12 protein-coding genes are annotated in these 14,575 nt (G+C 58.6%); 6 read left to right on the forward strand and 6 right to left on the reverse strand.

The window, feature by feature from the left end; genetic code table 11:
* Window position 1: 1 nt before the first annotated feature.
* The 4 genes from HMPREF3158_RS02535 to map all read left to right on the forward strand — a co-directional run bounded on the left by HMPREF3158_RS02535 (window position 2) and on the right by map (window position 5,407).
* Window positions 2–1,210 carry a M50 family metallopeptidase gene (locus HMPREF3158_RS02535; protein ID WP_070433247.1) on the forward strand — a complete coding sequence of 403 codons (1,209 nt, stop codon included), beginning with the start codon at window positions 2–4 and terminating at the stop codon, window positions 1,208–1,210.
* Between the two features lie 125 nt (window positions 1,211–1,335).
* On the forward strand, window positions 1,336–2,499 hold the full coding sequence (gene ispG / locus HMPREF3158_RS02540) for a flavodoxin-dependent (E)-4-hydroxy-3-methylbut-2-enyl-diphosphate synthase (RefSeq protein WP_070433246.1): 1,164 nt from the start codon (window positions 1,336–1,338) through the stop codon (window positions 2,497–2,499).
* A gap of 102 nt (window positions 2,500–2,601) precedes the next feature.
* A complete protein-coding gene (locus HMPREF3158_RS02545; RefSeq protein WP_070497202.1) occupies window positions 2,602–4,458 on the forward strand; it encodes a penicillin-binding transpeptidase domain-containing protein in 1,857 nt (618 codons plus the stop codon).
* 79 nt (window positions 4,459–4,537) lie between these two features.
* Window positions 4,538–5,407, forward strand: a complete 870-nt coding sequence (gene map / locus HMPREF3158_RS02550) for a type I methionyl aminopeptidase (RefSeq protein ID WP_070497204.1) — start codon at window positions 4,538–4,540, stop codon at window positions 5,405–5,407.
* A gap of 172 nt (window positions 5,408–5,579) precedes the next feature.
* Here the strand turns inward: map and HMPREF3158_RS02555 are convergent, their stop codons facing one another.
* The 4 genes from HMPREF3158_RS02555 to HMPREF3158_RS02570 form a co-directional block, all read right to left on the reverse strand.
* The gene (locus HMPREF3158_RS02555; RefSeq protein ID WP_070497206.1) at window positions 5,580–6,008 is read right to left on the reverse strand and encodes a hypothetical protein; all 429 of its coding nucleotides are present in this window, start codon (window positions 6,006–6,008) and stop codon (window positions 5,580–5,582) included.
* Between the two features lie 33 nt (window positions 6,009–6,041).
* A complete protein-coding gene (locus tag HMPREF3158_RS02560) occupies window positions 6,042–6,395 on the reverse strand; it encodes a hypothetical protein (protein ID WP_062038504.1) in 354 nt (117 codons plus the stop codon).
* A 319-nt stretch (window positions 6,396–6,714) separates the two neighbouring features.
* On the reverse strand, window positions 6,715–8,127 hold the full coding sequence (mtr, locus tag HMPREF3158_RS02565) for a mycothione reductase (RefSeq protein ID WP_070497208.1): 1,413 nt from the start codon (window positions 8,125–8,127) through the stop codon (window positions 6,715–6,717).
* Between the two features lie 56 nt (window positions 8,128–8,183).
* A complete protein-coding gene (locus HMPREF3158_RS02570; protein ID WP_070497209.1) occupies window positions 8,184–9,218 on the reverse strand; it encodes an alpha/beta hydrolase in 1,035 nt (344 codons plus the stop codon).
* A gap of 317 nt (window positions 9,219–9,535) precedes the next feature.
* Between HMPREF3158_RS02570 and mqo the strand changes: the two genes are divergently transcribed.
* Entirely contained in the window at window positions 9,536–11,038 is a 1,503-nt protein-coding gene (mqo, locus tag HMPREF3158_RS02575) for a malate dehydrogenase (quinone) (RefSeq protein ID WP_070497211.1), read from the forward strand.
* 9 nt (window positions 11,039–11,047) lie between these two features.
* On the opposite strand, the gene HMPREF3158_RS02580 is transcribed toward mqo, so the two are convergent.
* Window positions 11,048–12,382 carry a protein adenylyltransferase SelO family protein gene (locus HMPREF3158_RS02580; protein WP_070497212.1) on the reverse strand — a complete coding sequence of 445 codons (1,335 nt, stop codon included), beginning with the start codon at window positions 12,380–12,382 and terminating at the stop codon, window positions 11,048–11,050.
* A gap of 2 nt (window positions 12,383–12,384) precedes the next feature.
* Window positions 12,385–13,200, reverse strand: coding sequence for a PhzF family phenazine biosynthesis protein (locus HMPREF3158_RS02585; RefSeq protein WP_070497214.1), 816 nt, complete (start codon window positions 13,198–13,200; stop codon window positions 12,385–12,387).
* A gap of 56 nt (window positions 13,201–13,256) precedes the next feature.
* On the opposite strand from HMPREF3158_RS02585, the gene HMPREF3158_RS02590 reads away from it, so the two are divergent.
* The gene (locus HMPREF3158_RS02590) at window positions 13,257–14,564 is read left to right on the forward strand and encodes a DUF4921 family protein (RefSeq protein ID WP_179294359.1); all 1,308 of its coding nucleotides are present in this window, start codon (window positions 13,257–13,259) and stop codon (window positions 14,562–14,564) included.
* Window positions 14,565–14,575: the final 11 nt, after the last annotated feature.

Raw genomic sequence — 14,575 nt, forward strand, 5'->3', positions numbered from 1 at the left:
TATGGCAAATATCCTGGGCATCGTCTTATTCGCCCTGGGAATCGGTATCACCGTTGCTTTGCACGAGGCTGGACACATGTTCAGCGCTCGTGCTTTCGGCATGCGCGTGCGCCGTTTCTACATCGGCTTTGGCCCCAAGATCGCGGGCTTTACTCGCGGGCACACCGAGTACGGCCTAGCGGCCTTCCCGGTGGGCGGTTTCTGCGACATCGCGGGCATGACGGAACAAGATGACTTCCTCACGGAGGAGGAAGAGCCGCATGCGATGTACAAAAAGCCGGCATGGCAGCGCGTCATCGTGTTGGCTGGCGGCATCACGGTCAACCTCTTTTTGGGTTTTGTCATCTTGCTGCTCATCGCCATGACGGCGGGCATTCCGAACCCGGATGCAGACGTGCGCCCACGAGTGGGCGAGGTGGTTTGCTCAGCAGATCAGAACCAGCAGGGCGAGTTTGCGGACTGCCAGGGCGAGGGGCCTGCGGGCAAGGCTGGAGTGAAGGTCGGCGACATCGTCGTGGCCTTGGACGGCAAGCCTTTGCAAAGCTTTGCGCAGCTGCGCGAGGAGGTCTTCCCGCGCCCGGGGGAGAAGGTGCAACTCGAGGTCGAGCGCGATGGCCAGCACAAGACGCTGGAGATCACTCTGGATTCGGTCAAGCGTTTGAATCAGGAGGGCGCGCTTGTCGACGCCGGCTCCATCGGCCTGGTCAACCAGCCGGTAGATACCACGGAAAAGCATGACTTTATCGGCGCCTTCCCGGCCACGGCGCGTTATGCGGGCTATGTCTTAGACGCGACTGTCGACGGCATCATTCAGTTCCCGGCCAAGGTACCTGGGGTAGTGGCCTCCATCTTTGGTCACGAGCGCGATGTCAACGGTCCGATGTCCGTGGTTGGCGCTTCCCGCGTGGGCGGCGAGCTGGTCGAGCGTAGTCTGTGGTCGACCTTCTTCATGATGCTGGCGACGCTGAACTTCTTCCTGGCTTTGTTCAACCTCATTCCGCTGCCGCCTTTTGATGGCGGTCACATTGCGGTCATCATTTATGAAAAGATTCGCGACGCCATCCGCCGCCTGCTTGGCAAGGAGCCGAAGGGTCCGGCCGATTACACAGCCTTGATGCCTATTACTTATGCCATCGCGGCCGTGCTGATGGTGGTTGGTGCGCTCATCATCGTCGCCGATGTGGTCAACCCGATCCGCCTCTTCGGCTAAGCCTCTTTGGCTTAGCGCTATTGCTCGTCCCAGGCGCAGGGCGGGCACGAGGCTAGGCACTTAGCGGTGCTAAAGTGGTGACGTTAAATCCCCATTTAAATTCCATGCTTGGTTAAGGAGCATTCATGTCGACCCCAATCGGTCTTGGTATCCCAGACGGCCCACCTCCTACCTTGGCTCCACGACGCAAAACGCGTCAGCTTTTTGTAGGCCCTGTTGGCGTTGGTTCCGAGCACCCGATTTCGGTGCAGTCCATGACCACCACCAAGACCCACGACGTTAACGCCACGCTGCAGCAGATTGCGCAGCTGACCGCCACCGGTTGTGACATCGTGCGCGTTGCTTGCCCGAAGCCAGTCGACGCCGAGGCGCTGCCTGCGATTGCGAAGAAGTCGCCGATCCCGGTCATCGCGGATATCCACTTCCAGCCGAAGTACATCTTCCAGGCCATCGATGCCGGCTGCGCGGCTATCCGCGTGAACCCGGGTAACATCAAGGAGTTCGACGGCCGTGTCAAGGAAGTTGCAAAGGCAGCCGGTGACGCTGGCATCCCGATCCGCATCGGCGTCAACGGCGGTTCCCTGGATAAGCGCCTGCTCGAAAAGTACGGCAAGGCCACCCCGGAGGCCCTCGTCGAGTCCGCTATCTGGGAGGCTGGCCTCTTTGAGGAGCACGGCTTCGGCGACATCGCAATTTCCGTGAAGCACTCTGACCCAGTCCTGATGGTTGAGGCTTATCGCCAGCTGGCTGCGAAGACCGATTACCCGCTGCACCTCGGCGTTACTGAGGCGGGCCCGAAGTTCATGGGCACCATCAAGTCCTCCGTGGCTTTCGGCGCCCTGCTTTCTGAGGGCATTGGCGATACCATCCGCGTTTCGCTTTCTGCCGATCCGGTTGAGGAAATCAAGGTTGGTGACCAGATTCTGCAGTCGCTAAACCTGCGTCCACGCAAGCTGGAGATCGTCTCCTGCCCGTCCTGTGGCCGTGCCCAGGTGGACGTTTATAAGCTCGCCGAGGAAGTTACCGCCGGTCTCGAGGGCATGGAGTTCCCGCTGCGTGTGGCTGTTATGGGTTGTGTTGTTAACGGCCCAGGTGAGGCGCGCGATGCTGACTTGGGTGTTGCTTCCGGCAACGGCAAGGGCCAGATCTTTGTCAAGGGCGAGGTCATCAAGACTGTCCCTGAGTCCCAGATTGTGGAAACCCTCATCGAGGAAGCAATGCGCATTGCTGACGAGGAAGGCTTGGAGGCCGTCGAGGGTGCCAAGGCTGAGGTCCGCGTAACCCGCTAGACCCCACAGAAAACTCAGCACAAAACACGATAAAAATTGTCCGCTTCCCGCTTCGGTGTGGGGCGGACTTTTTGTCCCTTTCGGCTGCTAGTATGCCGAAACATGAGAAAGATGGTGGCGCTGCTATGTGCGGCTTCGTTTGGGGCTAGCTCGCTGGTGGCGTGCACGCCGAAACCTGTTTCGGCGGAGCCTATTGCGGAAAAATTCATCGCGGACATGGAAGCCCGCAACAACGATGAGCTGGCAACGCTGGTGGATAATCCGGACGCCACCACGTCTACGCTGGATGCCACCTACTCGGGCCTGCAGGCAGAAGGTCTTGATATTGAGCTTGGTGATGTAACCCAGGATGACTCGCACGCCACGGCCAAGTACAAGGTGACGTGGGATCTGCCCAAGGACCGCACCTTGAGCTACGACACCGAGATGACCTTGACCAAGAAGGACAAGGACTGGCAGGTGCGCTGGCAGCCGAGCCTGGTTCACCCGAACTTGGGAGCGCATCAGCACTTGGAGTTGCGCGCCATTGACGCCAAGCGTGCGAGCGTGGTTTCCTCCGACGGCGTGGAGCTACTATCGCCGGGCCTGCAGTACCGCGTGGTGGTGGACAAGGAAAAGGCGGGGGATATGCGCCCGCTGGCTGCCAAGATTTCAAGCGCGTTGAACCAGGCGCATGCCCAGGACGATTCCGTGCCGGAGAAGGACGCGGGGGAGTTAGCTAAGGAGCTGGAGGGCTCTGAGGGCAATAGCTACTCGGTGACGATGCTCAATGAGGCCCAGGCGGAGCAGGTGCGCCCGCAGTTGGAGCACATCGAAGGCGTGCGTTTGAACGAGGAGCCTGCGATGGTGACGAGGGAGACGGGCCTGGCCCCGGATATCCTGGCGCGCGTGCGCTCGATTGTTTCGGATGAGGTCGAGGGCAATTCTGGTTGGTCTATTTCGGTGGTCAATGAAAACGGTGCCGCGCTTAGCGACGTCGAGCTGCATCAACCCGAGGAATCTCCCTCCATTCGCGTTGGCTTGGACTACAATGTGCAGCGCGCGGCCCAGGAAGCGGTGAACATGCGCGCTGACTCCGAGGCGATGCTCGTTGCCATCCGCCCCTCCAACGGTGAGATCCTTGCCGTTGCGCAGACTGAGCAGGCAGACAAGAAGGGTGATATCGCGCTGCAGGGTCAGTTCCCTCCGGGCTCGGTGTTCAAGATCATCACGGCCTCGGCCGCGGTGGACAAGCAGGGTGCTACGGCAGATACCATCGTCCCGTGCCCGGGCACGATGAATCTGTTTGGCCGCACCGTCACCAACTACAACGGCTTTTCACTGGGCAGCGTGCCGATGCGCCAGGCTTTTGCACAGTCTTGTAACACCACCTTCGCTGAGGTCTCGACCAACTTGAAGGAAGGCGAGCTGGCGAAGACGGGCAAGGAGTACGGCCTGGGCATTGATTACGACATCCCGGGGCTGACCACTATCACGGGCTCCATTCCAGAGGGCAAGACTCCGTTGGAGCGCACCGAGGCAGGATATGGCCAGGGCGCGGACTTGGCTAGCCCGTTCGGCATGGCTTTGGTTTCTGCAACGGTGGCGGCCGGCAAGACGCCGATGCCGACTCTACTGTCGAATCACAAGACGAAGGCGTCTGAGGACGCCCCGGCACCTGACCCGCACGTGCTGGAGAATGTCCGCGACATGATGCGCGCGGTGGTCACCGGCGGCACTGCATCGGGCATGAAGGCCGGCGGCACCATTTACGGCAAGACCGGTGAGGCTGAGATCAACGAAGGCTCCCATGCCTGGTTCACAGGCTACCGCGAAGATGACATCGCCTTCGCCACGCTCGTTGTCTTGGGCGGTGGTTCCGATACCTCGGTCAACATCACCGACAACTTCCTGCAGAAGCTCGACGCTTACCGCGCCGAGGGCAACGGTTCGGCGCCCGCGCCACAAGAAGGCGAATAGAACGCACACAACCCAGCGCTAGCCGCAGCACTTAACCTGGTTAGCCGCGGGGTGGGGAACAGGACTAACATGGTCAAACATGAGTAATCGCGCAAAATTGACCCCTCAGAAGCCCACCCCGATCCGTACCGTTCCGGATTCCATTGAGCGCCCGGAATACGTCTGGAAGGAAACCGTCCAGGAAGCGATGGGTGAGCCTTTCGTTCAGACCCCTGAGACCATTGAGGCCATGCGCGAGGCATCCAAGATTGCCGCTAACGCCCTGCAGGAGGCCGGCAAGGCTGTCGCTGCTGGCGTTACGACTGATGAGCTGGACCGCATCGCGCATGAGTACATGCTGGATCATGGTGCATACCCTTCGACGCTGGGTTACATGGGCTTCCCGAAGTCCTGCTGCATCTCGCTGAACGAGATCATCTGCCACGGTATCCCGGATAGCACCGTGATTGAGGATGGCGACATCGTCAACATCGACGTCACCGCATTCAAGAATGGTGTCCACGGCGATACCAACGCTACCTTCCTCGCTGGAAACGTTTCTGAGGAGCACAAGCTCCTTGTTGAACGCACCCACGAGGCAATGATGCGCGGCATTAAGGCGGCAAAGCCAGGCCGTGAGGTTAACGTCATCGGCCGCGTTATCGAGTCTTACGCCAACCGCTTTGGCTACAACGTTGTCCGTGACTTCACCGGCCACGGCGTTGGCCCTACCTTCCACAACGGCCTCGTGGTTCTGCACTACGATTCCACCACGTACCGTGACATCCTCGAGCCAGGCATGACCCTTACCATCGAGCCGATGATCAACCTCGGTTCCCTTGATTACGAAATCTGGGACAATGACTGGACCGTGCAGAACGTTGACGGCAAGTTCACCGCACAGTTCGAGCACACCCTCGTCATCACCAACGACGGCGCCGAAATCCTCACGCTGCCAGACGAGAACTAACCGAAGCTAGAAACCTAAGCCAACACAATATAGTGGCGCCCTCCATCTTGGAAGGCGCCACTTTTTCTATCTGACCCGTCTCAATACTGGGCCCAGATACGCGAAAAGCGCTCCGTCCCCAAAAGGGGAGGAGCGCCAGCGCTTTGAAAGTCCTAGGACCTTCTACCGTAAATTAGCGGCGGAAGATTGGGTCCAGGATGTGCTGCGGCAGAATGCCGGTGTAGACAGCCTGGTTGTAAGCAGCGATCAGGCCACCGATGACGGAAGCTGCCAGTGCAGCGTAGGTGCCATCGCGCCAGAGCTTGGCCCAAAGTGGGTTGGTCTCGTCGTCTACAGAGGAACCGAGGAGCTTCTGGCCCTGTGCCGGCTTGGTGCCGTCGGTCTCACCTGCCCACTTGGAGGACAGGCTCTGCTCCTTGTTGTCGTTCTCGGAGACCTTCTTGCCGGCTTCGATGCCGTCCTTGGCGGAGGTGCTCCAGTTGGAGGAGCCGTATGGCTTGCCGCCGTCCTCGAGCTCAGCAGCGGAAGCAGCGGAAACGCCGCCAAAAGCAACGGTGGTAGCGGTTGCGAGAGCAACTGCAGCAGTGCGGAAGTTACGCATTTATTTACCTTTCAGAATTCTTGACGGAAGGGATTAGCGGGAGAATGGGCCGTGAACGATGAAGTTGTAGACAGGTCCAATGATGCCGCCAAGAAGGGCACCAACGCCACCGATGATGGTTGCGGCGTAGAGAGCCTTAGCCCATGCCGGCTGGGAGGAAAGGGTCTCGTATTCGCCGGTCTCATTAGCGTCACCGTGCTCGGACTTGGAGGAACCGAAGATAGCCTGGCCATCAGCGTTCTGGTCCTTCTCCAAGGCTGCGCCAATCTTGGAGGAAAGGCTGACGTTGGTGGTGTCCTTAGCCTCAGTTGCGGAAGCAACGGTGGTGCCACCGAATGCTACAGCGATTGCGGTTGCGCCGGCGAGGGCTGCATTGCGGATACGCATATCAAAAATCCTTAAATGTCGTACTTGCAAGGCTTTCGATGGAAAACCTAAGTGTTTTGTGGAAACTACTCCCGAAATTGCTTTCAGAGGATTTCCAGAAACACACGGTCGCCGGTTTAATTTCGGCTCGAGCCGGTGTCCTCAATCAAGGTAGCCCATATGTACTTAAATTGCACGTCACGTTTGTAATTTGATTTAGAAAGTTGTCGGGGCTGCCCCCGTAACCGGTCGGATTTACAACGATGGATTTCGGGATGGTCCCCGTGCTCAAGTGGGCAAACTCTCCTTCTGAGGTTCCCTTGTGGGGGTAATTGTGATGTTAGTCACGTAACACAGTCATTTGCCAGTTTAGTCCAAGGACTGCGTTTTCCACGAGCTCCGGCAAAGCTGGATGGATCCAGTATTGCTTCCGAGCAAATGTGCGCATGTCAACGTCATAAACCATGGCGGTGATGAGTTGCTGGATAAGAGTCGATGCTTGGGGTCCCATTAGGTGTGCGCCTAGTAGGCGGCCGGTTTCTTTGCAAGCGATTAGCTTACAAATTCCTGAATTGTCTTCCATGGCCCATCCATAGGCAACATCACCGTAGTTCTGAACCTTAACGGTAATGTTGTACCCCTGTTCGAGGGCTGCTTCCTCCGTTAGACCAACGCTGGCGATCCGCGGATGGGTGAAAACAGCTGCTGGGACGTGCTCATGCGGCATAGCCTGAAGCTCCTCAGGGTGAAGGAGGTTGTGCTGCACCGCGCGCATCTCTGCATTCGCAACGTGCTTGAGCATGTAGGGAGACGAGACGTCGCCAAGCGCCCAAACGCCCTCCACGGAGGTGCGGCCAAACTCGTCGACCTTGATGCGTCCGTCCTCACGGACCTTAATGCCTGCCTTGTCCAAGTCCATCAAGTCGCCGTTTGGTTTGCGGCCGGTTGCCACCAGGATTGCCTCGGCCTCAACTGTGGAACCATCCTCCAGCGTCAGCGCTACACCTCCCGCAGTCTTCTCCAAGTTCTGGGCATTCGCGATGCGGACATCGAAGCGCTCACGGGCGAGCTTGTTGAAGCGCTCCACAATGTCGTGGTCCAGGTGGCGCAGGAGCTTCTCGGAACGGTTGACCACCGTGACCTTCGTACCAAGACCATCGAAGACGTGGGCAAACTCCATGGCAATGTAGCCGCCGCCCACGATAATCAGGCTCTCCGGCTGCTTAGGCATGCGCATGATGTTTTCGTTCGTATAGAACTTCACGCCGGAATCCTTGTATACCGCAGGGATAGATGGGCGAGAGCCCGCCGCAATGACGACCTGCTCGCCAGTAATGACTTCATCGCCCACCGCAATTGCCTTGGGGCCTACGAACGTGGCGTGCTTGTCAAAGACCGTAATATTCGGCGTCTCATCGCCGCGTCGGTAAGCCTCGCCGCCCTCGGCAATCTTGTCGATGCGGTTGACGAAGACGCGCTCAATAATGGATTCCCAGTCCACATTATTTACCTGCGCATCAATTCCCAGGCGCTTTCCCTCCTTTGCTGCGTGCGCTAAGTCGGCTGCGTAGACGTACATCTTCGTCGGAATGCAACCCACGTTCAAGCAAGTGCCGCCAAAGGTTCCTTCCTCGACGATGGCGATCTTTTTATCCTCGAAATCCTCCGAAGGGATCGAGTTGCCGGAACCGGTACCGATAATGATCAGATCGAAGTGTTCAGCGTCCGGGAAAGTGGAATCTTGCGAAGCCATTTTTCTCCTTATTATTTAGGAAACGTTTTAGGGTGCGTTTATTCAGTTTGTTTTAGCTAGGGCTCAAGTATGCCCGGCAACCATTCATCGACTACGCGGAAGGCCTCGTTGCGGATCGGCTCCCGAGACAAGAACACGTCATGGCGCGCGCCCTCAATCGGGTGCAACGTGTAGTGCGTGCCCAGTTCCTTGGCCCAGCGCTGCGTTTGCTTGACATCAATTACCGCGTCCACGTAGTTGATTTCCTCCGAATACGGTGCGGTGAAATTCGACTTGGTGGACGTCAGCGTCAGGATTGGCACACCGACATCGATGCGGCCGGAGTGGATGGCGTCGAATGCCTTAAACACCGCGCGGATCCATCCCATATATTTCTTATGGCCCGCCAGGGGCTTCTTCTCAAGGTCATAGTTCCACTCGCCATAGCGGCTGGAATGGATGGAATCACCGAATGCTGTGAGATTGCCGCCGTAAAGCGGGAGAGTGGGGGCGAGCTTGCCTAAAGCGAAGATGGCTGGTTTGAGCGCCGTGTAAGCCGGCTTCGGCACACCCATCATGTCAAGCCATGGGCTATTGAGGATAAGCCCTGCAATGCGGTTATGGCGCTGCTCGTCGCGACGGCGCAACTGGTCAAGCCACAGCGGAAGGATGCAACCTGCGGTGGAGTGGCCCAAGAACACGACCTTGTCCTGCGGGAGGGCGTCGAGTGCCGCGTTTAAGTCCATAAAGTAGTGGTGCATGTCCGTGGTGTAATGCCACTTCTGGTTCGGCTTCCGGGAGCGGCCGCACTTGCGAAGATCGAGGGCGTAGAACGCGTAACCCTTCTCGCGGAAGTGCTTTGCCACGTGTGCCTGGAAGAAGTAATCGGTCATGCCGTGAACCCACACGACGGCGACCCGGTTATCTAACCCGGTGTGCTCGGCGTCTTGTCGGTCCGTGGCTTCGTCGGCGTTGTTCGCGGTGCCTGTATAGCGAATCAAGGTGGCCTCGACTTCGCCTTCGCCGTCGGGGTCGGCGCCTAGGGGCAAGGCCGCGGCTTGGAAACCCGTGCCCAAAATGTCTTGTTTCCATTGCAGAGTTGACTCAGTCATATGCACAGTCTAGGCAAAGTGGGGTGATACGGACTGTGAAAAACGGACATTTTCCCGGTTGAAGAATCCCAATTTCTACATTAAGGGCGTATGGTGGTTTGGTAATGCGTGACGCGTCCCTTGTTATGAGCCGTTGTCAGCGACAAAGGATTAGGGCAGTTGTCTGGCCTTTGCGTGACCAAAGCCGCCGCAGGCTTTGTCCTCCTGATAGTGGAATGTAAAAGGTGGGCGAGAACGTAAGACACAAAAGGCTCTTGTTTACCAGCGAGAGCTTTGTCCAGGAGCAATAACTTTCAATCTGAAGAGGTAATAGCAAGGTGTCCTCCGACAAGAAGACAGCACAAGTTGTAGATGAGGTAGATGTAGCCCTCGTAGGCGCCGGTATCATGAGCGCCACCCTGGGCGCTATGCTCCGCGAGCTGGAGCCAAGCTGGACCCAGATGGTCTTCGAGCGCCTCGATGGACCTGCTCTGGAGTCCTCCTCCCCATGGAACAACGCTGGTACCGGCCACTCTGCGCTGTGCGAGCTGAACTACACCCCAGAAAAGAACGGTCGCATCGACATTTCTAAGGCTCTGGGCATTAATGAGAAGTTCCAGGTTTCTCGCCAGTTCTGGTCTCACCAGCTCAACAACGGCATCCTGACCGACCCGAAGGCATTCATCAACCCGGTCCCACACGTGTCCTTCGCACAGGGCTCCATCCAGGTTGATTACCTGAAGCGCCGCTTCGAGGCCCTCAAGGACAACCACATGTTCCCGAACATGCAGTTCTCCGACGACGACGCAGTATTCCAGGAGAAGCTGCCGCTGATGTCCGAAGGCCGCGACTTCAACTCCAAGAAGGTTGCAATTTCTTGGACCGAGGCAGGCACCGACGTAAACTTCGGTGCACTGACCAAGCAGTTCTTCACCGCTGCAAAGGCGTCCGGCACCGAGATCCGTTACGGCCACGAGGTCGTTGACATCAAGCGCGACGGCTCCACCTGGAAGGTTTACGCCAAGAACCTGCATACCGGTGACTACTCCGTGGTCCGCGCGAAGTTCGTCTTCGTTGGTGCTGGCGGATACGCACTCGATCTGCTGCGCAAAGCAGGCGTCCGCGAGGTCTCCGGCTTCGCTGGCTTCCCAGTTTCCGGGCTGTGGCTGCGTTCCAAGAACCCTGAGCTGGTCAAGCAGCACCACGCGAAGGTGTACGGCAAGGCTGCCGTCGGCGCTCCTCCGATGTCTGTTCCGCACCTTGACACCCGCGTCATCGACGGCGAAGAGGGCCTGCTGTTCGGCCCGTACGGTGGCTGGTCTCCGAAGTTCCTGAAGAAGGGCTCCTACCTCGACCTCTTCAAGTCCATCCGCCCGGACAACATTCCTTCCTACCTCGGCGTTGCCGTGCAGGAGTTCGGTCTGACCAAGTACCTGGTTTCCGAGGTTCTCAAGGACTTCGACAAGCGCGTCGAGGCGCTGAAGGAATACGTTCCTTCCGCAGACCCAGCAGACTGGGAGACCGTCATCGCCGGCCAGCGCGTTCAGGTCATCAAGCCGGCCGCTGCACCGCACTTCGGCTCCCTCGAGTTCGGCACCACCCTCGTTAACAACCCAGAGGGCAACATCGCCGGCCTACTCGGCGCTTCCCCGGGCGCTTCTATCACCCCGGCCGTCATGATCGAGCTGCTTGAGCGTTGCTTCGGCGAGAACATGATCCAGTGGGGCGACAAGATCCAAGAGATGATTCCTTCCTACGGCATCAAGCTGGCCAAGGATAAGAAGCTCTACGACGAGATGTGGGACTACACTCAGAAGACCCTCAAGCTCGACGAGAAGTAAAAACTTCGCCTAAGTTCCGCAGTACGTCCGGTAGCCCTCAGGGTTGCCGGGCGTTTCGTATTTGGCGTTGGGCGCAAACGGGCGAGTAATGGCGTCCAAGAATTCTTGGAAGGCGTCAATGTCGAGCAGCGCTTCCTCCACGTTGTGCGGGCGTGGGATGACTCGCGGAACGGTGCTGTTCTTCGGGCCGCCGGGCGGATTCGTCGGCTGCGTACCGTGCAGCTTCTCCCACAGCTCTAGGTTGGCCAGCGTGAAGTCCGGCTGCTTTTCTACCAGCTCGGTGAAGTACTCACTGCGGAGATTAGCGGGCTTGCTAGCGCTGACTTCAGCATCGGTGCTGATGCCAAAGCGCTTGACGAAGTCGCGCTCAAGTTGAGAAGCGAAGCGCTCGTGGTAGCTGTTGATGGTTTCTTGGGCGAAGTTGATGGCCTCGTTGGGGGAGGCGTCGAAAAGCGGCAACATGCTCTCCGCCAGACGCGCGAAGTTCCAGCCCAGGATCTCGGGCTGGTGCCCAAAGCGGTAACGGCCGCGGGTGTCGATGGAGCTAAAACAAGTATCAGGATCGTAGGTCTCCATGAAGGCACACGGGCCATAGTCGATGGTTTCACCAGACAGGGTGGTGTTGTCCGTGTTCAACACGCCGTGGATGAAACCTACGTGCTGCCAGGCTACGACCGTAGCAATCTGGGCGTCGAGGGCGCGGGTAAACAGCTCCTTGTAGCTCGCGCCAGGGTAATGCCGGGCGATCGTGAAATCCGCCAGCTGCTGTAGCTGGCCTGTTTGCGCCGCGTAGTGGAAAGAACCGATGCGGATGTGGCTGGCAGCTACTCGTACCAAGATGCCGGCTTCTTCCTCCACCTGGCGCTGGATGCGCCGGCCAGTAGAAAGGACCGCTAGCGAGCGTGTCGTCGGAATGCCCAGCGCGTGCATCGCCTCCGAGAACAGGTACTCGCGCAACATAGAACGGACTGTTCCGCGCCCGTCAGCCCCAGGGCGCGAGTACGGGGTAGGGCCGGTTCCCTTCGCATGGAGATCGCGCAGGCCTTCCGGAGTCTCGATTTCACCCAGTAGTAAGGCGCGGCCGTCGCCCATGCGCGGATTGAATTGGCCGAATTGGTAACCGGCATAGGCCATCGCGTGTGCCGGGCTATCCTCGCTGCGCCCACAAAGGAAATCGACTCCAGCGGGGCTGCGCAGCCACTCTGGGTCGAGGCCCAGCTCCGTAGCTAGATCCTCGTTCAAGATGAGCAAGCGGGGCGCAGATTGCTGCTCGCCGCGGCTTTCCCGCGCCATGCCGGGAAGGTGCTTAGCAAAGGTGTGGTGCAGTTCGAAGGGAAGTGACATGCCTAAACCTCCAAGCTTCCGCGAACTCGTACGTGGACGTTTCCACCGACCCAGACATTAGCGCCGTCGTCAGTAATGTGCACCAAGCCGTTCCTGCCAAGCTGGCTGCCCTGCCGTGCGGTGTAACTAGCCGGTACCAGGCCGCGCTTGCGCATGAATTGGGCTGCTGTGCCATTGAGAGAGCCTGTGACTGGGTCTTCGAAACCAGGGGTAAAAGCCCGTATCTCGTAGAGCGGTTGACCTGCTCGTTGCGGGGACTCAAGTCCCACGACACCGACCTTGATGCCGCGCGCGTTGTTGGGCTGCAGTGTGCGGACCGCGGCGGCGTCGCGAAGCTGCACTAGGCGCCAGCCGGGGCCGTTGTCAGCCCATGCGGCGTCGTAGATTTCGGCCTCATCGATGCCGAGTGCTGCGGCGGACTCGCTCAGCTCGGCCGCGCTCAACGGCCCAGATTTGTAAAGCGCGGGAGTGGCAAAGGAAAAGACTTCCTTTTCTTCCTTGATATCTACTAGCCCAACGCCGCATTCCTGAACGAGGTCGCCTGTATGTCCAGTGAGCTCGCAGAACACCCGTGCTGTGCCCAACGTGGGGTGACCTGCGAAAGCGAATTCTTCGTGCGGCGTGAAGATACGCACCCGGTAGTCAGCGTCTGCGGTCGTAGGGCGCAACAGGAACGTCGTCTCCGAGAAGTTGATCCAGTTAGCAATGCGCTGCATCTGCTCGGTCGAAAGCTCATCCGCCCCGGCGATGACAGCTAGTGGATTGCCGCTAAAGGCCGTGGTGGCGAAGACATCGACTTCGAAGTAATCAAGGTGCATGGCCACCAGCTTACGAGCCCGAGCAAGCCGCCATGCCGCGGTCTATCCTATGGAACATGAGCGAAGCACTTTTTAGCCGCATCGAGCCAATTCAAGTGATGGCGGATGGCACAGTCAAACAGGTCAATCCCTTCTCCGGAACCGAGGTATGGACCGTTCCAGGCCGCGGGAATCGTCCGTTTGCGCATACCGCCTCTAGCTCCCAACCGCTGGCTGCCGATGCCGCGCGAAACACCTGTGCTTTTTGTTCTTCGCGCAAGCTGGAAACCCCGCCTGAGAAATCACGCATCTTAGCCTCTGGCGAGATAGTGCGTGGGGTTGCGCCAGATTCGTTGGATGCAACCCAGCCTGCTTTTAGGCGCGTACCGAACCTCTTTGAGATCGTCTCCTTCGACTACTGGAAGGCCAACTACGAGTATGAGATGGACGCGGAGACTAAAGAGAGGATGGAGGGCTACATTGCGAATCCTGTAGGCCGCGAGCACGTTCTAAACATCGTGCGGACGAAGCTCAGGGCGGCCGGTCGAGATGCGGACCTAGGGGAGCAGGAACTGCTTACACACGCCGGCTGCTTTTTCGGTGGCGGTCACGATGTCATCATTGGCGCGCGCCACTTTGTGGACGGTGCTACCGATGATTCGCAGTTGGCCTCGTCTGGCACGCTCAGCCCCGACGAGCATTTCCTCTTTACTTCGTTTACCGCAGACTCCATGCGTGACCTTTATGAGCGCAACCGCTACGCCGACTATGTGGTGGCCTTCCAGAACTGGCTGGCGCCCGCCGGGGCTTCCTTTGACCATCTGCACAAGCAGCTGGTGGCCATTGATGACCTCAGCATGTCGGCCGCGCATGAAAACGACATCCTGCGTGCACACCCCAACATGTACAACGACTGGGCCGTAGGCTACGCGGCGCAGCACAACCTGGTGATTGCAGAAAACGATTATGCGGTACTCTTTGCCGGTTTTGGCCATCGCTATCCCACACTGGAGATCTTCTCCAAGTCCGAGCACTGCGAGCCGTGGAAGCAAACGCCTGGGGAAATCCGCGGAATGTCTGACCTTATCCACGCGGCCCATGCGGCAGTTGGCCCCGATGTGGCCTGTAATGAGGAATGGCACCACAAGGCGCCATCGGTCGACCTCGCGCAGCCGTGGCGAGTGATGATCAAACTGCGCGTGTCCACGCTGGCCGGCTTTGAGGGCGGGACCAAGATTTATATCAACACCATCTCGCCGTGGGGATTGCGCGACCGCATCGTTGATTCGCTGTACCGCCTGCGCGAGCGAGGCAAGCTTGCCTCCGGGATTGCGATTGCCACCGAATGCAGCCTAGAGCGCAATAGCCTGCGCTATAACAGCTAATTTGCCGGTGT

This window comes from Corynebacterium sp. HMSC06G04 (genome assembly GCF_001807365.1).
Lineage (GTDB): Bacteria > Actinomycetota > Actinomycetes > Mycobacteriales > Mycobacteriaceae > Corynebacterium > Corynebacterium simulans.

What these genes read in the sequence shown, in the direction of transcription:
- HMPREF3158_RS02535 (WP_070433247.1), top strand. Translation starts at nt 2, where the DNA reads ATGGCAAATATCCTGGGCATCGTCTTATTCGCCCTGGGAATCGGTATC.
- ispG (WP_070433246.1), top strand. Translation starts at nt 1,336, where the DNA reads ATGTCGACCCCAATCGGTCTTGGTATCCCAGACGGCCCACCTCCTACC.
- HMPREF3158_RS02545 (WP_070497202.1), top strand. Translation starts at nt 2,602, where the DNA reads ATGAGAAAGATGGTGGCGCTGCTATGTGCGGCTTCGTTTGGGGCTAGC.
- map (WP_070497204.1), top strand. Translation starts at nt 4,538, where the DNA reads ATGAGTAATCGCGCAAAATTGACCCCTCAGAAGCCCACCCCGATCCGT.
- HMPREF3158_RS02555 (WP_070497206.1), bottom strand. Translation starts at nt 6,008, where the DNA reads ATGCGTAACTTCCGCACTGCTGCAGTTGCTCTCGCAACCGCTACCACC.
- HMPREF3158_RS02560 (WP_062038504.1), bottom strand. Translation starts at nt 6,395, where the DNA reads ATGCGTATCCGCAATGCAGCCCTCGCCGGCGCAACCGCAATCGCTGTA.
- mtr (WP_070497208.1), bottom strand. Translation starts at nt 8,127, where the DNA reads ATGGCTTCGCAAGATTCCACTTTCCCGGACGCTGAACACTTCGATCTG.
- HMPREF3158_RS02570 (WP_070497209.1), bottom strand. Translation starts at nt 9,218, where the DNA reads ATGACTGAGTCAACTCTGCAATGGAAACAAGACATTTTGGGCACGGGT.
- HMPREF3158_RS02580 (WP_070497212.1), bottom strand. Translation starts at nt 12,382, where the DNA reads ATGTCACTTCCCTTCGAACTGCACCACACCTTTGCTAAGCACCTTCCC.
- HMPREF3158_RS02585 (WP_070497214.1), bottom strand. Translation starts at nt 13,200, where the DNA reads ATGCACCTTGATTACTTCGAAGTCGATGTCTTCGCCACCACGGCCTTT.
- HMPREF3158_RS02590 (WP_179294359.1), top strand. Translation starts at nt 13,257, where the DNA reads ATGAGCGAAGCACTTTTTAGCCGCATCGAGCCAATTCAAGTGATGGCG.